16 protein-coding genes are annotated in these 18155 nt (G+C 60.2%); 9 read left to right on the forward strand and 7 right to left on the reverse strand.

The window, feature by feature from the left end:
• The first annotated feature begins 64 nt into the window (after positions 1 to 64).
• Positions 65 to 2716 (forward strand): alanine--tRNA ligase, encoded by a 2652-nt coding sequence (gene alaS, locus AC097R_RS10470; protein WP_479598014.1) that lies wholly within the window; start codon positions 65 to 67, stop codon positions 2714 to 2716.
• A gap of 83 nt (positions 2717 to 2799) precedes the next feature.
• Positions 2800 to 3354 carry a TlpA family protein disulfide reductase gene (locus AC097R_RS10475; RefSeq protein WP_479598015.1) on the forward strand — a complete coding sequence of 185 codons (555 nt, stop codon included), beginning with the start codon at positions 2800 to 2802 and terminating at the stop codon, positions 3352 to 3354.
• On the opposite strand, the gene AC097R_RS10480 is transcribed toward AC097R_RS10475, so the two are convergent.
• Positions 3333 to 3698, reverse strand: a complete 366-nt coding sequence (locus tag AC097R_RS10480) for a thioredoxin family protein (protein ID WP_479598016.1) — start codon at positions 3696 to 3698, stop codon at positions 3333 to 3335. The two genes, AC097R_RS10475 and AC097R_RS10480, sit on opposite strands and share 22 nt — an antisense overlap.
• A 135-nt stretch (positions 3699 to 3833) precedes the next feature.
• On the opposite strand from AC097R_RS10480, the gene AC097R_RS10485 reads away from it, so the two are divergent.
• A complete protein-coding gene (locus AC097R_RS10485) occupies positions 3834 to 4610 on the forward strand; it encodes a ferredoxin--NADP reductase (protein WP_479598017.1) in 777 nt (258 codons plus the stop codon).
• Between the two features lie 82 nt (positions 4611 to 4692).
• Positions 4693 to 5724 (forward strand): biotin synthase BioB, encoded by a 1032-nt coding sequence (gene bioB, locus AC097R_RS10490; RefSeq protein WP_479598018.1) that lies wholly within the window; start codon positions 4693 to 4695, stop codon positions 5722 to 5724.
• Here bioB and AC097R_RS10495 read toward each other — a convergent pair.
• The 3 genes from AC097R_RS10495 to bioA are packed head-to-tail and all read right to left on the reverse strand — an operon-like array spanning position 5721 to position 8975.
• Entirely contained in the window at positions 5721 to 6929 is a 1209-nt protein-coding gene (locus AC097R_RS10495; RefSeq protein ID WP_479598019.1) for an aminotransferase class I/II-fold pyridoxal phosphate-dependent enzyme, read from the reverse strand. The genes bioB and AC097R_RS10495 overlap by 4 nt on opposite strands.
• The gene (bioD, locus tag AC097R_RS10500; RefSeq protein WP_479598020.1) at positions 6926 to 7603 is read right to left on the reverse strand and encodes a dethiobiotin synthase; all 678 of its coding nucleotides are present in this window, start codon (positions 7601 to 7603) and stop codon (positions 6926 to 6928) included. Before bioD ends, AC097R_RS10495 begins: the two co-directional genes overlap by 4 nt.
• Positions 7593 to 8975: an adenosylmethionine--8-amino-7-oxononanoate transaminase gene (bioA, locus tag AC097R_RS10505; RefSeq protein WP_479598021.1), complete on the reverse strand. Its 1383-nt coding sequence runs from the start codon at positions 8973 to 8975 to the stop codon at positions 7593 to 7595. Before bioA ends, bioD begins: the two co-directional genes overlap by 11 nt.
• Before the next feature lie 64 nt (positions 8976 to 9039).
• Between bioA and AC097R_RS10510 the strand changes: the two genes are divergently transcribed.
• Positions 9040 to 9372, forward strand: a complete 333-nt coding sequence (locus AC097R_RS10510; protein ID WP_479598022.1) for a single-stranded DNA-binding protein — start codon at positions 9040 to 9042, stop codon at positions 9370 to 9372.
• A gap of 169 nt (positions 9373 to 9541) precedes the next feature.
• Here AC097R_RS10510 and AC097R_RS10515 read toward each other — a convergent pair whose 3' ends face one another.
• The 3 genes from AC097R_RS10515 to AC097R_RS10525 form a co-directional block, all read right to left on the reverse strand.
• Positions 9542 to 9955, reverse strand: a complete 414-nt coding sequence (locus tag AC097R_RS10515; RefSeq protein ID WP_479598023.1) for a hypothetical protein — start codon at positions 9953 to 9955, stop codon at positions 9542 to 9544.
• Positions 9956 to 10202: 247 nt separating this feature from the next.
• Positions 10203 to 12122: a sensor histidine kinase gene (locus AC097R_RS10520; protein WP_479598024.1), complete on the reverse strand. Its 1920-nt coding sequence runs from the start codon at positions 12120 to 12122 to the stop codon at positions 10203 to 10205.
• Positions 12119 to 12784, reverse strand: a complete 666-nt coding sequence (locus tag AC097R_RS10525) for a response regulator transcription factor (RefSeq protein ID WP_479598025.1) — start codon at positions 12782 to 12784, stop codon at positions 12119 to 12121. Before AC097R_RS10525 ends, AC097R_RS10520 begins: the two co-directional genes overlap by 4 nt.
• Before the next feature lie 182 nt (positions 12785 to 12966).
• Here AC097R_RS10525 and AC097R_RS10530 point away from each other — a divergent pair, with 182 nt between their 5' ends.
• The 4 genes from AC097R_RS10530 to AC097R_RS10545 all read left to right on the forward strand — a co-directional run bounded on the left by AC097R_RS10530 (position 12967) and on the right by AC097R_RS10545 (position 18143).
• The gene (locus AC097R_RS10530) at positions 12967 to 15219 is read left to right on the forward strand and encodes a type I secretion system permease/ATPase (RefSeq protein ID WP_479598026.1); all 2253 of its coding nucleotides are present in this window, start codon (positions 12967 to 12969) and stop codon (positions 15217 to 15219) included.
• On the forward strand, positions 15216 to 16649 hold the full coding sequence (locus tag AC097R_RS10535; protein WP_479598027.1) for an HlyD family type I secretion periplasmic adaptor subunit: 1434 nt from the start codon (positions 15216 to 15218) through the stop codon (positions 16647 to 16649). Before AC097R_RS10530 ends, AC097R_RS10535 begins: the two co-directional genes overlap by 4 nt.
• Before the next feature lie 40 nt (positions 16650 to 16689).
• Positions 16690 to 17160, forward strand: coding sequence for an N-acetyltransferase family protein (locus AC097R_RS10540; protein WP_479598028.1), 471 nt, complete (start codon positions 16690 to 16692; stop codon positions 17158 to 17160).
• Between the two features lie 182 nt (positions 17161 to 17342).
• Positions 17343 to 18143, forward strand: a complete 801-nt coding sequence (locus tag AC097R_RS10545) for a hypothetical protein (RefSeq protein ID WP_479598029.1) — start codon at positions 17343 to 17345, stop codon at positions 18141 to 18143.
• The last annotated feature ends 12 nt before the right edge of the window (positions 18144 to 18155 follow it).

The raw sequence follows: 18155 nt of genomic DNA on the forward strand, positions 1-18155 counted from the left end.
GTGGCTGGCGCGGGGCGGCGATAATACAAGGCTCTATTGACCCCACGCGCGAAGTAAACCAGACATGACCCAGCCTGTAATGAGTGTTTCCGACATTCGCAAAACCTTCCTCGACTTCTTTGCCTCCAAGGGCCACACCGTGGTGGCGTCGAGCCCGCTGGTTCCCGGCAACGACCCCACGCTGATGTTCACCAACTCTGGCATGGTGCAGTTCAAGGACGTGTTTCTGGGTACCGACAAGCGCTCCTATGTGCGCGCCGCATCCGTACAGGCCTGCCTGCGCGCTGGCGGCAAGCACAACGACTTGGAAAACGTGGGTTACACCGCGCGCCACCACACCTTCTTTGAGATGCTGGGCAACTGGAGCTTTGGTGACTACTTCAAGAAAGAGAGCCTGAACTGGGCTTGGGAGCTGCTAACCACGGTGTACAAGCTTCCCGCCGACAAGCTGTACGCCACGGTCTACCAGGAAGACGACGAGGCCTACGCCATCTGGGAAGATATTTTTGTCAAGTCTGGCTGGACGCCCGAACGCGTGAAGCAAGAGGGACGCATCATCCGCATTGGCGACAACAAGGGCGGCCGCTACAAGAGCGACAACTTCTGGATGATGGCCGACACCGGCCCTTGCGGTCCTTGCTCGGAAATCTTTTACGACCACGGCGACCACATCCCCGGTGGGCCCCCCGGCAGCCCGGATGAAGACGGTGACCGCTTCATCGAAATCTGGAACAACGTGTTCATGCAGTTCAACATGGACGAGACCGGCGCCGTGACGCCGCTGCCCGCGCCCTGTGTGGACACCGGCATGGGCCTGGAGCGCCTGGCCGCCATCCTGCAGCACGTGCACAGCAACTACGAGATCGACCTGTTCGATACGCTGATCAAGGCCGCGTCCCGCGAAACGGGCTGCACCGACCTGGGCAACAAGTCCCTGCGCGTGATTGCCGACCACATCCGTGCCACAGCATTTTTGGTGAGCGATGGCGTCATCCCCAGCAACGAAGGCCGCGGCTATGTGCAGCGCCGCATCGTGCGTCGTGCCATCCGCCATGGCTACAAGCTCGGCCAGAAGACCCCGTTTTTCCACAAACTGGTCAAAGACCTAGTGCAGGTCATGGGCGCGGCGTATCCCCATCTGGCCAACCAAGAAGCCCGCATCACCGAAGTGCTGCGCGTGGAAGAAGAACGTTTCTTTGAAACCCTGGCCACCGGCATGCAGATCCTGGACGAGGCCCTGGCTGGCGGCGTGAAAGTGCTGCCCGGCGAAGTGGCCTTCAAGTTGCACGACACCTATGGCTTCCCGCTCGACCTGTCGGCCGATGTGTGCCGCGAAAACGGTGTGGACGTGGACGAAGCGGGCTTCAAGGCCGCGATGGAACAGCAAAAGGCCAAAGGCCGCGCGGCCGGCAAGTTCAAGATGGACAAGGCGCTGGAATACACCGGTGCGGGCAACACCTTTGTAGGGTACGACCAGCTCACACAGGCTAGCAAAATCGTAGCGCTCTACGCAGACGGTACGCCGGTTAGCGAGCTGAAAGCGGGTCAAGAAGGCGTGCTGGTGCTGGACGCTACCCCGTTCTACTCTGAGAGCGGCGGCCAGGTGGGCGACGAAGGCGCGGTGTTCTCGGATGCGGGCCTGTTTGAAGTGGGCGACACGCAAAAGATCAAGGCCGATGTGTTTGGCCACCACGGCACGTTGAAGACCGGCAGCCTGAAGGTGGGCGACGCCGTCACTGCCCATGTGGATGCTGCGCAGCGCGCCGCGACCCAGCGTAACCATTCGGTCACCCACTTGCTGCACAAAGCCCTGCGCGAAGTGCTGGGCGACCACGTGCAGCAAAAGGGCAGCTTGGTGAACGCCGAGCGCACCCGCTTTGACTTTGCGCACAACGCACCCGTCACCGACGCGCAGGTGCAGCAGATTGAAGCGATCGTGAACGCGGAAATCCTCAGCAACGCCGCCACCCAGGCACGCCTGATGGACATTGAGGCCGCGAAACAAACCGGCGCCATGATGCTGTTCGGCGAGAAGTATGGCGAGGTGGTCCGCGTGCTCGACATCGGCAGCACCACCGAACTGTGCGGTGGCACCCACGTGCAACGCACCGGCGATATCGGTTTGTTCAAGGTGGTCGCAGAAGGCGGCGTGGCCGCTGGTGTGCGCCGCATCGAAGGCGTGACCGGGCAGGGCGCCTTGGCCTACCTGCAAGACCTGGAAACCACGGTGAACGCTGCGGCCTCCACCTTGAAGGCCCCTGTGGCCGAGCTGGGCAACCGCCTGGGCCAGGTGCTGGACCAGGTGAAGGCTTTGGAAAAAGAAGTGGCCGCCTTGAAGGGCAAGCTGGCCTCGGCCCAGGGTGACGAACTGGTGAGTAGTGCGGTTGAGATCAATGGCGTGAAGGTGCTGGCCGCCAAGCTGGACGGTGCCGATGCCAAGACCCTGCGCGACACCATGGACAAGCTCAAGGACAAACTCAAGACCGCCGTCATCGTGCTGGGTGCAGTGGATGGCGACAAGGTGCAGATCGCCGCAGGCGTGACCAACGACACCACGGGCAAGGTCAAGGCCGGTGAGCTGGCCAACTTTGTCGCCGCGCAAGTGGGTGGCAAGGGCGGCGGCAAGGCCGACATGGCCATGGCTGGTGGCACCGAGCCCGCCAAGCTGGCTGGCGCGTTGGCCAGTGTGCAGGCCTGGGTAACGGCCAAGCTCTGACCCACGTTTGGAATGCTATGAAATGAGGAGCTGCTCGCGCACATCCCACGCGGGCTAGCACCTTGTTTTATTCATAATCCCTTATGAAAACCACCCGGCGTACTGTGTTGATCGCCGGGCTGTCCGCCTGGACCGTCTCAGCACCTGGGGGCGCACAGGCTGCGGAACCCTCCGCCGGGTTTGACGTGCAGCCCTGGCGCCCGGGCTTGGCCGCGCCCACGTTACCGCTGGTAGACCAAGCCGGTGTGCACTGGCCGCTGGCCGCGTTGCGCGGCCGTGCGGTGCTGCTGAACTTCTGGGCCAGCTGGTGTGAACCCTGCCGCGCCGAGATGCCTTCGCTGCAGGCGCTGGCCGAGCGCGAGGCGCAACGCCTGGCCGTCATCACCATCAACCTCAAGGAATCGCCCGACGCGGTGCAGCGCTTTGTGCAGGGCACCGGGTTACAACTGCCCGTGGTGCGTGATGCGCAGGGCGACGTGGCCAAGGCCTGGGGGATTCGGATTTACCCCTCCACCGTGCTGATCGATCCCCAAGGCCGGGTGCACAGCACCGTGCGTGGCGCACTGGACTGGGCCGGGCCCGAGGGCGCGCGGCTGCTGGCCGCGCTGCAAGCGCCTCAGCGCGCACGCAAGCGCTGAACCAGCGCCGCCACCTCGGGGTCGGCCACCGTGCTGGCGCCCGCCTCGGTGGTGGACTGCAGCAGGCGGCGCAGGGTTTCCCCATGCGGCATCACCGTGCCAAAGAAGCGGGGCGTGTCTCCGGTGGCAATCAGTAGGGTGGGAAAGTCTTCCACCTCCAGCGGGTCTACCAAGTCCGCCTCGTCCTCAATGTCCACCCAGACAAAGCGCGCCTGGGCAAATTCGGCCTGCATCTGGTCAAACAGGGCGCGGTAATCATTGCAGGTGCCGCACCATTGGGCACACAGGCAGGCCACCAGCAGGGTGGTAGGGGTGGTTTGGGGCGGATTGGCGGTATTCGGCATGGGGTCGCGCTAATGACTCAAATCAATATCGATATAACAAGTCTCGGGGGTATGGAGTTTTACAATATAGGGTTTCGCCCTAGCCCAAAGTGGCCGCAGGCGTTTCCCACTGACTGACCCTCACCCAAGGCCCCCATGAGTGCATTTCTGGAAGAAACAGTTTTAAGCGTACACCACTGGACAGACCGTTTGTTCAGCTTCACCACCACTCGGGACCCGGCCCTGCGTTTTTCCAACGGTCACTTCACCATGATTGGTCTGCGCCAGGAGAACGGCAAGCCACTGTTGCGCGCCTATTCCATCGTCAGTGCCAACTACGAAGAGCACCTGGAATTTCTGAGCATCAAGGTGCAGGACGGCCCGCTGACCTCCAAGCTGCAGCACATCAAGGTGGGCGACAAGATTGTGGTGGGCCGCAAGCCCACCGGCACACTGCTGATTGACTACCTCTTGCCCGGCAAGAACCTGTACCTGCTGGGCAGCGGCACGGGCCTGGCGCCGTTCTTGAGTGTGGCGCGCGACCCTGAGACCTATGAGAAGTTTGAAAAAGTGATCGTGGTGCACGGGGTGCGCGAGGTCAAAGAACTGGCCTACCACGACTACTTCAAGAACGAGCTGCCCAAGCACGAGTTCCTGGGCGAGTTGGTCAGCAACCAGATGCTCTACTACCCCACGGTGACCCGTGAGGCGTTTGAGAACCAGGGCCGCATCACCACCCTGATTGAAACCAACAAGCTGCCCGCCGACCTGGGCCTGCCCCCGCTCGATCCGGCCGTCGATCGCATCATGATCTGCGGCAGCCCTGGCCTGAACAAGGACATGCGCGAGATTTTGGATGCCAAGGGTTTCAAGGAAGGCAATACGACCACCCCAGGGGACTATGTCGTAGAGCGCGCTTTTGTAGAACAATAAGCGGCTTGGCTGGACAAACAAAAAGCGCTCCGAGGGGCGCTTTTTTTCAACCGCTTTCGTTGGACTTTTTTGAGAGAGACGCATGACAACAACACTAGAACATTCCCCCGCGGCCCAAACCCTGCACTTTCAGCCCAAGCGCACAGAGAGCGGGCACAGTGCCTCGGCCACCTGGAGCGTAGACGCTGTGCAGGCGCTGCTGGACACGCCGCTGCTGGACCTGGTGCACCAGGCGCAAACCGTGCACCGCCAGCACTGGCCCGAGGGCGACATTGAGCTGGCCACGCTGCTGTCCGTCAAAACCGGCGGCTGCCCCGAGAACTGCGGTTATTGCCCACAGGCGGCCGAGTTCGACACCGGCGTCAAGGCACAAAAGCTCATGGAAGTGGACGAGGTGCTGCGCGCCGCGCAGGCCGCCAAGGACGCGGGTGCCACGCGCTTCTGCATGGGCGCTGCCTGGCGCGCGCCCAAGGACCGCGATGTGGAAAAAGTGGCTGAGCTTGTCAGCGCCGTCAAGGGCCTGGGCATGCAAACCTGCGCCACGCTGGGCATGCTGGAATCCCACCACGCCACCCAGTTGCGTGACGCCGGGCTGGACTACTACAACCACAACCTGGACACCGCCCCCGAGTACTACAACGAGGTGGTCGACACCCGCACCTACCAGGACCGGCTGGACACGCTGGGCCATGTGCGTGCGGCCGGCATCAGCGTCTGCTGCGGCGGCATTGTGGGCATGGGCGAGACGCCGGCCCACCGCGCGGGCCTGCTCGCGCAGCTGGCCAATCTGTCACCGTACCCCGAGTCGGTGCCCATCAACAGCCTGGTGCGCGTGCCCGGCACCCCGCTGGCCGACAGCGACCCCATCGATCCCTTTGACTTTGTGCGCGTCATCGCCGTGGCCCGCATCCTCATGCCCAAGGCGCGCGTACGGCTGTCCGCCGGGCGCCAGCAGCTGGGCGATGCGGTGCAAGCCCTGTGCTTCATGGCCGGCGCCAATTCCATCTTCTACGGCGACAAGCTGCTGGTGACCGGCAACCCCGACGTGGGCGCCGACGTGACCCTGCTCAGCAAGCTGGGTCTGAAGACCCGCTCCACGATTCCTGCGGTTTAAGCCGAGGCCAGCGCGTACAGCGCGCTGAGCAGCTGCTGCACGTCGTCCTGCGTGTGCGCGGCTGACAGCGCAATGCGCAGCCGCGCTGTACCCGCGGGTACCGTGGGTGGGCGTATTGCAGGCACCCAGAACCCCTGTGCCCGCAGCTGCAGGGTCAACGCCATGGCATCGGTATTGCTGCCGATGATCAGCGGTTGGATGGGCGTGTCAGAAGGCATCAGCGTCCAGCCGCGCGCGTCCACTGTGGCGTGCGCACCGGGTGCCAAGCCTGCCTGCAGCTGGGCAATCAGGCCCTGCAAGTGCGTGCGGCGGCGTTCGCCTTCTTCCCCCAACACACAGCGCAGGCCAGCGCGCACGGCCTCGGCCAGCAGCGCGGGGGCTGCGGTGGCATAGGTGTAGCTGCGCGTGGTCTGCAGCAGCCACTCGATCAGCGTGGCGTCCCCCGCCACAAAGGCACCGGCTACGCCCAGGGCCTTGCCCAGCGTGGCCATGTAGAGCACGCGGCGCGAGGACTGTGCCCCGGTCAGGCCCGCGGCGGCCAGCGTGCCCCGGCCTTGCGGGCCCAGCACGCCCAGTCCGTGGGCGTCGTCCAGCATCAGCAGCGCATCGTGCTGCTCGCACAGCGCCAGCAGGGAAGGGATGTCGGCTAGGTCCCCGTCCATGCTGAACACCGCGTCGCTGACCACCAACTTCTTGCGCGCCGGTGATTCCGCCAGCAGGCGCCCCAAGGCGTCCAGGTCGGCATGCGCGTAGCGGTGGATGCTGGCTTTGGACAGGCGTGCCCCATCAATCAGGCAAGCGTGGTTCAGACTGTCGGAAAACAGCGCGTCGCCCGGCCCCACCAGGGCGGGCAGCACGCTGGCGTTGGTGGAGTAGCCGGCATAAAAATACAGCGCACGCGGCAGGCCCACGGCCTGCGCCAGCTCGTCTTCCAACGCTGCGTTGGCCGCGCTGTAGCCGCTGACCATGGGCGAGGCGCCGGCGCCCACGCCATAGGCATCTACGGCTGTGTGCACCGCGGTACGGAGCAGCGGGTCCTGGGCCAGGCCCAGGTAGTCATTGCTGCAAAACGACAGCAGGGCCTCGCCATCCACCGTCAGGCGGGCACCGCCCAGTGGGGTGACCACGCGACGGCGGCGCAGCAGGGTTTGGGCTTCCAGCGCGGCGATGCGCGGCGCAAATTCGTCCAGCCAACTAGCCGTCATAGTGTGGGCAACTCCAAGGCGATATGGCGGGCATCGGGTGTGGTCGACCAAGGTACCACGCCTAGCAGCGGTGCGCCCAGGGCCTGGCGCAGGGTATCGATGTTCTCGGCCAGCGCGGGCATGTCGGGTGTTAGCGTGTTTGCCACCCAGCCGGCCAGGGTCAGGCCATCGCGGCGCACGGCTTCGGCGGTCAACAACGCGTGGTTCAGGCAGCCCAGGCGAATGCCCACCACCAGCACCACAGGCGCCTGCAGCGCGATGGCGAAGTCGGCCAGGGTTTCGGTGGTGTTGATGGGCACGCGCCAGCCGCCCGAGCCCTCTACCACCATGGCGTCGCACAGCGTGGCCAATTCGCGCTGGGCGCCCATCAGCTCGGCCACCGTGACGTGGCGGTCTTCCAGCCGGGCCGCGAGGTGCGGCGACATGGCATGGCGCAGGGCCACGGGATTGGCCAGCCGCGCGGGCGCGGTGATGCTGGAGGCTGCGGCCAGGGCTTGCACATCGTCGCTGACCCATTGGCCGTCACGCAGCTCCAGCCCGGCGGCCACCGGCTTCATGCCCACCACGCGCGCGTAGCGTTGGCGATAGGCGTGCAGCAAGGCCGCGCTAACCAGGGTCTTGCCAACACCGGTGTCGGTACCGGTGACAAAGATGCATACAGGTTCAGACGCCATCGACGACTCCGGTGGTGGAGGGGGCAGTTCCCCCAGATTCCTCTGCCAACGTGGCCTCTAGAGCGGCATGCGCCGCCTCGGCCAGCAGCGCGCCTTCAGCCTCGCTGATCACATAGGGTGGCATGGCGTAGACCGTGTGGCCTATGGGGCGCAGTACGGCACCACGTGCCAGTGCATGGGCGGCAAAGCGCTTGGCAAAGTCGGGCAGGCGGTTGGGCACATCCCACGCGAACACCATGCCCAGGCGGCGCGCGTGGCGCACGCGCGGGTGCTGGGTCAGCGGGGCGAATTGGGCCCACAGCCGCTCGGAGGTCTGCACGTTTTTCTCCAGAATGCCGGTCTGCTCGAACAGGTCGAGCGTGGCCAGCGCGGCTCGGCAGGCCAATGGGTTGCCGGTGTAGCTGTGCGAATGCAAAAAACCACGTGCCACGTCCTCGTCGTAAAAGGCTTGGTACACGGTGTCGGTGGTCAGCACGGCCGACAAGGGCAGGGTGCCGCCTGTCAGGCCTTTGGAGAGGCAAATAAAGTCTGGCCGAATACCTGCCTGCTGGTGCGCAAACATCGTGCCGGTGCGGCCAAAGCCCACCGCAATCTCGTCGGCCACCAGGTGCACCTCGTACTGGTCACACAGCGCCCGCACGCGTTGCAGGTAGCGCGGGTGGTGCATGGCCATGCCGGCGGCGCACTGAATCAGGGGCTCCACAATGAGTGCGGCCGTGGTCTGGTGGTGCGCTTGCAGCCAGGCTTCCAGTTGGCCAGCAGCAGCCTCTGCCACTTGCTCCGGCGTTTGCCCGGCGGTGGCGCGGCGTGCGTCGGGGCTGGGTACCGTGGCTGCCAGGCGCAGCAAGGGCGCATAGGCGGTGCGGAACAGCGGAATGTCGGTCACGCCCAGTGCGCCCACAGTTTCACCGTGGTAGCCGCCCTCCAGCGCCACAAATTGGCATTTCTCGGCCCGGCCTGCATTGCGCCAGTAATGCGCGCTCATCTTGAGCGCAATCTCGGTGGCAGAGGCGCCGTCGCTGCCGTAGAACGCATGGCCCAGGCCGGTGAGCTGCGCCAGCCGCTCTGACAGTTCCACCACGGGTGGGTGGGTGAAGCCAGCCAGCATCACATGGTCCAGGCGCTCCAACTGGTCCACCAGCGCGCCGCGGATGGCGGGGTGGTTGTGGCCAAACAGGTTGACCCACCAGGAGCTGATACCGTCCAGGTAGCGCTGGCCCTCGGCGTCCTCCAGCCACACGCCTTCTGCCCGCACAATCGGGACCAGCGGTTGCCGAGGGGTGCCGGGTGTGCCGTGCAGCTTCATTTGCGTGCACGGGTGCCAGACGGCTTGCAGGCTGCGGTTTCGCCAGGTGGCGTTGGTGTCGGTCATGGAAAGCGCACTTGAAAAAGGTGCGCGATTGTAGTGGTTGCCCTCTGGGGCGAGAGGAAACACGATGGTGGAAGGATTGATTGCAGGCACCCTGGTGGGCCTGGCCGAAACACGGCAGGGCAAGAACGGCAGCAGCTTTGCGCTGGCCAAGGTCAAGGCCACAACCGGTGATGGCGAAAGCCTGATCGTCAACGTGATTGCGTTTGCGGCCGAGGCCAGCGCCGCGTTGCTGGCGCTAGACGATGGCGATGCGGTTGCATTGGCCGGTGCGCTGACGCCCAAGGTATGGACCGACAAGCAGGGCAACACACGCCCCGCGCTGGACATGGTGACCACGCAGGTGCTGACGGCGTATCACGCGGCGAGGAAGCAGCAGTTGCAAGGTTCGGTTGATTGACTCTGCTTCACCGTTCATTGGCCGCGCCGTTTCGGGCCAATTGCGAGTGTTCGCGAATGCCCGCTCTGCAGCATCTAGTGGCTGCTCGATGACGTATCGACTTGCGCGATGCGCGCTTCAAGCGGCTGCCTGATTTCTTGTCTAAAGGTGCGAAGTTCGTCTGATACCTTCAAAGCTTGACGTTAGTGCGAAGCAACGCTGTTCTCAACTCGCGGTTGGCTGGTTTTGAAACGTCCACGCCTTGCACCGCCAAGTCGAACTGTGAGCCTGGTCTGATGCTGGTTGGGATTATTTTTTTGACGGGATTCGCAATGGTGTACTTGCTATCAGCAGGACACATGCGAACAGAAAATCCGAATTCGTCAAGTACACCTTTCGCGTACAACTCCACCAATTGCTGAAACGACACGAATGTTGAACGTTTCACTTCTTTAACCCCTGGCTCGCGGATGCTACGAACAATCTCGAATTTGCCAAGAGAATCTCGTTGTGTATTCGTAAAGGGATGCAGCAGCAACGTCACACGCAGTCCTCCCTTTGGGGGCGCTAGTGTGTGCTCGACGGCGATATCCGTTAACAACATGTTGTTTTCCTTGTAATTCAATAAGCCGCCGTTGGTCCACTCACATCGGTAGCCGTCACCCCACAAGTTTTCGCTCGCGTTTATTCAGACCGAGCCACCGGGAAGCCGACGCCCCTGAGATGCGAAGTGTTCAACGTGGGTAACCTCCAGCTTGCGGGGACGGACTTTACCTGAACGACTGCAAATAGCAGATTCCCAGTGCAAGGTGAGAGACCGTTTTGGGTCGGATGCCGCCGTCCTCTGTCTCTCAATACTGACTCGACATCACCCATTCGTCCCGATTCAATGGGATATCAACTTCCACCATTGTCGTTCCAGGTTCACTATGAATTGCCAGCGAAGCACCTATAGCCTTGGCGCGATCATGCATGGACTGCAGGCCCTTGCGCATATGCTGGTTGGGGTTAAATCCAACCCCGTTGTCCACCAACCGTAGCCCAATCGAGTGTTCTGAATGACTCGCTTGGATGTGCATCTCGGTCGCATGGGCATGCTGCAGAACATTGGAGAGAGCTCCATACACAATGAACTGAAGCTGATGCATGGCTTTTTCGTTCAAATACTCGACGATAGGCAGCTTGCCTACATGCCAATGCAATGTGATGCCCGATTCCTTGAGACGTGGATCCAGGCGATAGCGCAGATTGGCCAAAACAGCCGTGATGTCACCGGCAGGTAAGTTCATGGCATCAATGGACAGTTTGAGATGGTCCAAGGCGTCGCTTACCGTATGTAGAACGTCCTCGCGACTGTACTTGTCTGTTTGCAATTGGCGCAGCGCCACACTCAAGTGCGAACCAACGCCGTCATGCAGATCACGTAGCACCCGGGCTCGCTCTACGCTCTTGGTTTGGGCGCGGGTGGATTCTTCCAGCCTCTGGTAAGTGTCAACAAGTTCGCTCTCTCGTTGGGAGATACGGCTTGCCAAGGTGTTCATCAGATCTTTTGCGTGTTCGCTGACCGAGCGAAACCGCATGATGACGATGTACAGCAGCGTGATTCCAAAGAGAACAGACGAATAGCGCAGGTAGGTGTTGTCCCGGTAGTCCGTACTAAAGCGCAGTACATACAGGTCGTAGATACCAATGGCCACATTGATCACTGCAGAGAAAGCCACCAGGCGGTGAGCCGTACTTGCACCTCTGAAGGCGCCTTTTACAAAGATGGCAATAAAGATGACAAAGGTGAGGCCAAACACCACGTACCAAGCAGTGAGCACTTGGGGATAGCCAAATTGCAGAGCGGCAACCAGAGCGGCAATGCCGCCTGCCACTAAAGCGATCAGCCAGCGCTGAAACCAAACAAAGCTCTTGTATTGACGCCAGTGCGCAACCTCAGCGCAAAACAAGGCCATCAGGCATGCCCAGCAGGTGGTGGCGGTGACCATGAGCACGCCCCACCAGGGCCAGGACAGTACGGGTGACTCAATCAGAAAGTCACTCACGCTGAAGGCCCAGAACAGCTCTGCGAGCCCGGCCATGAGATATAGCGGATCTTGCCCGTGTACCAACTTAGCTGTCACCTGATGGTCGTGGCGTTGAAAGTTGGCCTGAGTGACCCATAAGGCCATGGCAATAAGGCCTACCAGCAAGCTAAGCGTTGCCACCGTCTGGGAGCCATAGGCCCGCAAACGATGGTCTTTCAAAAAAATGGGGTAAACCTCGTGATGGGGTCCCATGACGACAGAGGAAAGTCCTCCTCTGCGGCCCCGGTCTACCCGAATCTGAATGTGTATCGTGTTGTCGTTGCGAAGCTGGCTGGGCGGGATCGTGACAAACACCGGTAGCTTGGCGTAGTCGTCCCCATTGCCTTCCGCCAGATCACCATCACTTTGCACCAGCACATCATTGATCCAGATGGCATAGGCGTTGCCGATTCTGGGGATGTACAGGGCATAGGGGTAAGCCGGGCGAAACTCTAGGGTGAACGGAATATCAAAACTTGCCTGCCCCTTAGTGCCAGGGAAGTTCCGATCCCAATGAAACGGCAATTGGGCCGCCTCACGGGTTTCCTCCTTAGGCGTTGCTTCGGCAATCCCGGAACCCACTTGCAAAAATGCACGCGCCGTTTTTAATTCCTGAACCCGAGCCTGTGCCCCAAAACTGCAGCAGAGTAGCAAGAGGCCGATTACAAAGCCTTCAATCAGGCTGCGCACACCAATCTTCACAGCAATCCCATGCGCGTCGCCTCAAAAACCGCTTCACCGCGCGTGTGCACGCTTAGCTTGGAATACAGGCGCTTGATATGCGTTTGCACGGTATGCGTACTCAATTGGTGGAGCTCTGCGATCTCTGCATAGGTATTCCCTTGAGAAATCAGCTCTAGTACTTCTTGCTCGCGAGGAGACAGCAATGCAGGTGTCGCAACGGTTGGAATGGGAGCTGAAGGTACCGGGGCGCGACCCCGTGTGACGTGTTTAGCCAGGATACGACGTGCAATCATCGGTGAGATGGGGGAGCCTCCGTCGCGCATTTCGAGAATGGTGTGGGCGATATCGTCCGGGGTACTGTCTTTGTGGATGTAGCCCAAAGCACCAGCCTCAATGCTGGCGAGCACATTGTCTTCATCGCCGAACATGGAAATGACCAAGGGCTCGCAATCCGGGTTCAGTGCGCGCGCATGGCGGATCACTTCTAGACCAGATCCATCAGGCAGGCCGAGGTCGGTTAGCAGCACATGCAGGTCTTTGGCGTTGAGGTCCAGCCAGGCTTTGGCCTGAGCTACGGTTCCAAAGCCGGCAGCCAACTCCAGTTCCGAGCATTTGCTGACGCTGGATTCAAAAAATTCCCGCATCAGGGGATCGTCCTCGACTATCAATACCCGCCACATGGCTTTCGCTCCCCTTACTTCTATTGGGGACACAGCATAGCCTTAAACCCCGGTCTTGCGACTTAGGTGTGGTGCTGTCCCCAATATTGGGGATACCCAGATTCGACCAAGCCCGATAGCATCCAGCCCAGTCTAAGCCTAGGGAAAAATAACGTGCGTCGTCGTCTGGAGGAAAAGTACTGATGTCTGCAGTGGGCATCACTGCAAACGCAGAGTCCGTAGGAACCGAGGTGCAGGGGGCAACTGTGGCTGGCGCCGCTCTGTCGTCGCTCTGCGCAGTAGCCCGCTTCCACCAAGTAGCCTGCGACCCCGCCACCCTGGCCCACCAGCTGGGCATCGCCAGCACCGACCCTGTTGCCACCTCTGATCTGTTGCGCGGAGCCCAACACCTCGGCCTTAAAGCCAAACTCAGCCGCTCCACCGTCTCTCGCTTGGGTTTAGTCCCCTTGCCAGCCTTGGCGGTGATGCACACCGAAGACGGCTCCCTGCGCGTGGTCATCCTGGCGCAGAGTGACGGCAAGCGTGTCCTGTTCCAGGATGTCTCCAAGTCAGCGGTTCCTGGCACTTCTACTGGCCCCACCATCGAATCTGCAGAAGTCTTCGCCACCCAATGGACCGGGGAGCTGATCCTCATTACCAGCCGCGCGTCCCTGACCGGTGCCCTGGCCAAGTTCGACTTCACCTGGTTCATCCCCAGCCTCATCAAGTACCGCAAGCTGCTGAGCGAAGTCCTGCTGATTTCGTTCATGCTGCAGATCTTTGGCCTGGTTTCCCCCTTGTTCTTCCAGGTGGTCATGGACAAGGTCCTGGTCCACAAGGGTATGACCACCCTGGATGTCCTGGTCATCGGTCTGGTGATCGTGGTGGTGTTTGAGTCGGTCTTGAATGCCTTACGCGCCTATGTCTTCAGCCACACCACCAGCCGCATCGACGTGGAACTCGGTGCCCGGCTATTCCGCCACCTGATCCAGCTCCCCCTGTCCTACTTCCAGGCCCGCCGAGTGGGGGACTCCATCGCCCGTGTGCGGGAGCTGGAGAACATCCGTTCCTTCCTCACCGGCAATGCCATGACCGTCTTGCTGGACGTGGTCTTCTCGGTCGTCTTCATCGCCGTCATGCTGTTCTACAGCGTGCCCCTGACCCTCATCGTGCTGGTCAGCCTGCCCTTGTACTTTTGTTTGTCTCTGGCCGTAGTCCCCATCCTGCGTGCCCGCCTGGACGTCAAGTTCGCCCGCGGTGCAGAAAACCAGGCCATGCTGGTGGAAACCGTTACCGGCATCCAGACCGTCAAAGCCACCGCCCTAGAGCCCAGCTTCGCCAAACGCTGGGACAACCAGCTGGCCGCCTACGTCTCCGCCTCCTTCAAAACCCAGAACCTAGCCAGCGTGGCCCATGAGGGCGTCAACCTCATTGGCAAGCTGGTCAACGCCGCCACCCTGTGGTGGGGCGCCCAGCTGGTGATGGACAACCAGCTCACCGTGGGCCAGTTCGTCGCCTTCAATATGTTTGCCGGCCGCGTCTCCCAGCCCATCATGCGCATGGCCCAGCTCTGGACCGACTTCCAGCAGACCGGTATCTCTGTAGCCCGCCTGGGCGATATCCTCAACACCCGCACCGAAGTCCCTCCCAGCAGCACCGCCCAGCTCCCCGCTCTCAAAGGTCGCATCACCCTGGACAAGGTCGTCTTCCGCTACCGCCCAGAGGCCACCCCGGTGCTGAACGCTGTCAGCCTGGATATCCGCCCTGGAGAAATCATCGGCATCGTCGGCCGCTCCGGTTCCGGCAAAAGCACCCTGACTAAGCTGGTCCAACGCCTCTACAGCCCCGAAGGCGGCCGCTTGCTGGTCGACGGCATCGACATCAGCCTCATCGACGCGGCCCAACTCCGCAGACAAGTCGGCGTAGTCCTCCAAGAAAACCTGCTCTTCAACCGCTCCATCCGAGAAAACATCGCCATTGCCGACCCTGCAGCTCCCATCGAAGCGGTCATGCGGGTGGCCCAACTGGCTGGTGCCCATGACTTCATCAGCGAACTGCCTGAAGGCTATGACACGGTAGTGGGAGAACAAGGTGGTTCCCTCAGTGGAGGACAGCGCCAGCGCGTCGCCATCGCCCGGGCCCTCTTCACCAACCCCCGCATCCTCATCCTGGACGAAGCCACCAGTGCGCTGGACTACGAGAGTGAAGCCATCATCCAGAAGAACATGCAGTACATCTGCCAGGGCAGAACCGTGCTCATCATTGCCCACCGCCTCTCGGCCGTCAGAAACTCGCACCGCATCATCGTCATGGAGAAGGGCAACATCGTGGAGTCTGGACCCCACGAAGCCCTGATCCAGAAGCCCCAAGGCCTGTATGCCCACCTCTGGGCCATGCAGGATGGGATCAAGGTAGAGAGTGATGAGCCAGGGCCAGCCCAAGGGGTACGGGCATGAATACCGCAACGGATCCCGTACCAGTCCCACGCCACCCAGTACTGGAACTCCTCTCTCGCTACAAAGCCATCTTCCAAGCCGCCTGGGCCCACCGTGCCGAACTGGCCGGTCCCGCCCGCATGGCCGATGAAATGGCCTTCCTCCCCGCAGCCCTGAGCCTGCAGGAAACCCCGGTCCACCCTGCGCCGCGCCGCCTGGCCTGGGGTCTGATGATCCTGTTTGTGCTGGCCCTGGTCTGGGCCAGCTTCGGTGAGGTGGACATCGTGGCCGTGGCTCCTGGCCGCATCATCGTCAGTGACCGCACCAAGGTCATCCAACCCCTGGAAGCCAGTGTCGTCAAAGCTGTGCTCGTCAAAGACGGTGATAAGGTCCAAGCCGGCCAAGTCCTGGTGGAGCTGGACCCCACCATGGCCAGTGCTGACCAAAGCAATGTGCAGGAACAGCTCAAAGCCGCCAACAGCGAAGAACAACGCACCCAAGCCCTGCTGCAACTGCTATCAAAAGAGAAGCAGTTTGCGCAAGTGTTAAGCGGGCTACAGGCCGATATCGGTACTAAGTCCCAACTCCAAGCCGAATGGCAAGACATTAGCGCCAAACTCTCCAAGCTCGATGCCGAGAGCAACCGCCGCCAGGCCGAGATCGCCACCGTCAAAGCCAGCATTGCCAAACTGGAAGCCACCCTGCCCATGGCCCAAAGCCGGGAGGCGGACTTCACCAAGCTGGTGGACCAGGGCTTTATCTCCAGCCATGCCACCCAGGACAAGACCCGGGAACGCGTGGAGTTGGAGAAAGACCTAGCCACCCAAAAGGCCAAACTCAGTGAAGCACTGGCCACAGCAGCAGAAACCGAACAAGCCAAGAGCGCATACAGGGCCGAAACCCAACGCCAACTGGCCGATCGCTACGCCCAGGCCAACACCAAACGCATCCAGCTAAGTGCAGACAACTCCAAAGCAGACCAGAAACAAAAGCAAACCCAGCTCAGGGCCCCGGTCTCTGGCGTTATTCAGCAGCTGGCCGTCCATTCCGTCGGAGGAGTGGTTACCAGTGCCCAGGCCCTGATGGTGGTTGTGCCCGATTCCAACCAGGTGACGGCTGAAGTCTCGATTGCCAACCAGGACATTGGCTTCGTCAACGGAGGCCAGGGAGCTGAGATCAAGCTTGAGACGTTCAGCTTCACCAAGTACGGCACGGTCAAGGCCACCGTGGACAACGTGTCAGCGGATGCGGTGACGGATGAGAAGAAGGGAAGCTACTACCCGGCCATTCTCACGCTCAACAAGAAGGACATGCTGGTGGATGGGAAGCTGATACCGATCAGTCCGGGGATGAACATTACTGCGGAGATCAAGACGGGCAAGAGAAGAATCATCGAATTCTTACTGTCTCCGGTGCAGAAGATGGGTAGTGAGAGTTTGAGGGAGCGGTGACATATGCCAGACAAACAGCATTTTTTAGAAGTGTGAACTTATGAGCATTCGATTTGCAACAGCAGAAGACATTCCAACATTGGTGGATATTGGTCGTGTGTACCAACAAGAAAGTCGTTTCAAAAGGTTTAGCTACAACCCAGAAAAATTGAAAATCAATCTGGAGAACCTAGTGGCTAATACTTCTGGAACACATTGCTTCTTTGTGGCCGACAACGCCAAGCGTGAGCCTTATGCATTGCTCATTGGGTGCATCGAAAGCTACTTCTTCTCTGATGAACCCGTGGCCCAGTCCATCTTGTTTTGGGTGCACCCTGAACATCGAGGGGGTAGTGCTGCAGTCAAACTTATGCAGGCGTTCCGTAAATGGGCGATGAACCGCAATGCATTCGAAGTGGCTATCGGTGTGAACAGCGCGGTTCATATTGATAAGGCTGACCAGTTTTTTAGGAAACTGGGGTTTCAGATTACTGGCGGAAATTACTCTTTACCCCTTTCTGGGGGATTGTAAGTTAAAGGTATGAGGAAATATCAATGAGGCATTTTTTATGTGTCTTCGTGATGCTTGTTTTGTCCACTGCTGGTATGGCGGAGACATGGATCAGCAATTCCAGATCGCACTATTTGATAGATGAGGCGACCGGAAAGCCGTTGATAACCCTATCCGATGGGCGACCAGAGGTGTTCTCGTCTATGAAAGACAGCCCCTTTCTAATTGGCGTTCATACTGAAGCGAGGTTTGAGCGCGAGGAACTGCTGAGCGGAGAAAAGTATCCTCCGCTCAACTCAGGTGAGCGCTATAAAATTCGAGGAAAAGAACAATGGGTGCTTGTTCAAGAATGTTGTCATGACTACAGCTGGGTTAAAGCACAGAGGTTGCCTGGGTGGACGGACTACTTCAGGGATATCACGGGATGGCTCGAAAATTTTGGTTTTTCTCCCGATGGGCTTCCCGTAAAACTAGATCTTCTTGATGCATGTTTTCCACTTGTCAATACTCCAGTTTTTCTTTATGACCCGAAAACTCTTAAACCTCGTTGGAGCAAACTCTACGCAGTTGCTCGCAAGCAATACGATGGAACATTCCGTGGCTGCATTGAGCGCGAAGCGTATGTCCACTCAAATGCGAGCCTCGACTCTACGAATGACGAAGAAACAGTTTCTGTCAATGTTCCAGACGTAAGTCCCTTTTATGGTCGGACGTTGCTTGTGAATGCTCGTACTGGCCAAATCGTTGGCTCAAACCCAGGGGGCTTCAAAGCTATCGATGTATTTGAACTATTGCAATACAAGGACGAGTTCTTACGAAAAAACCCTTGTCCGTTGCTTGATGGAGCAGACAAAGCCCGCTATACAGCGCTCCAGGAGGCAAGTGAGAAACGTGTATTTGCCACGAAAACCAAGGCTGGACGTTGCTACCTAGATCGACTCAAACGCTATGAGCGCGATGTTATTCATCAATTCTTAGGTGTACCTACAGAACCTCTGCAATAACAGCTGTGCTCC

The organism is Rhodoferax sp. ZS1R25, assembly GCF_056521335.1.

Bases quoted from the DNA above. Each gene is read 5' to 3' on its own strand.
- AC097R_RS10475 (WP_479598015.1), top strand. From the start codon at position 2,800: ATGAAAACCACCCGGCGTACTGTGTTGATCGCCGGGCTGTCCGCCTGG.
- bioA (WP_479598021.1), bottom strand. From the start codon at position 8,975: ATGACCGACACCAACGCCACCTGGCGAAACCGCAGCCTGCAAGCCGTC.
- AC097R_RS10510 (WP_479598022.1), top strand. From the start codon at position 9,040: ATGGTGGAAGGATTGATTGCAGGCACCCTGGTGGGCCTGGCCGAAACA.
- AC097R_RS10485 (WP_479598017.1), top strand. From the start codon at position 3,834: ATGAGTGCATTTCTGGAAGAAACAGTTTTAAGCGTACACCACTGGACA.
- AC097R_RS10515 (WP_479598023.1), bottom strand. From the start codon at position 9,955: ATGTTGTTAACGGATATCGCCGTCGAGCACACACTAGCGCCCCCAAAG.
- AC097R_RS10525 (WP_479598025.1), bottom strand. From the start codon at position 12,784: ATGTGGCGGGTATTGATAGTCGAGGACGATCCCCTGATGCGGGAATTT.
- AC097R_RS10535 (WP_479598027.1), top strand. From the start codon at position 15,216: ATGAATACCGCAACGGATCCCGTACCAGTCCCACGCCACCCAGTACTG.
- bioD (WP_479598020.1), bottom strand. From the start codon at position 7,603: ATGGCGTCTGAACCTGTATGCATCTTTGTCACCGGTACCGACACCGGT.
- AC097R_RS10480 (WP_479598016.1), bottom strand. From the start codon at position 3,698: ATGCCGAATACCGCCAATCCGCCCCAAACCACCCCTACCACCCTGCTG.
- AC097R_RS10495 (WP_479598019.1), bottom strand. From the start codon at position 6,929: ATGACGGCTAGTTGGCTGGACGAATTTGCGCCGCGCATCGCCGCGCTG.
- AC097R_RS10530 (WP_479598026.1), top strand. From the start codon at position 12,967: ATGTCTGCAGTGGGCATCACTGCAAACGCAGAGTCCGTAGGAACCGAG.
- AC097R_RS10545 (WP_479598029.1), top strand. From the start codon at position 17,343: ATGAAAGACAGCCCCTTTCTAATTGGCGTTCATACTGAAGCGAGGTTT.
- alaS (WP_479598014.1), top strand. From the start codon at position 65: ATGACCCAGCCTGTAATGAGTGTTTCCGACATTCGCAAAACCTTCCTC.
- bioB (WP_479598018.1), top strand. From the start codon at position 4,693: ATGACAACAACACTAGAACATTCCCCCGCGGCCCAAACCCTGCACTTT.
- AC097R_RS10540 (WP_479598028.1), top strand. From the start codon at position 16,690: ATGAGCATTCGATTTGCAACAGCAGAAGACATTCCAACATTGGTGGAT.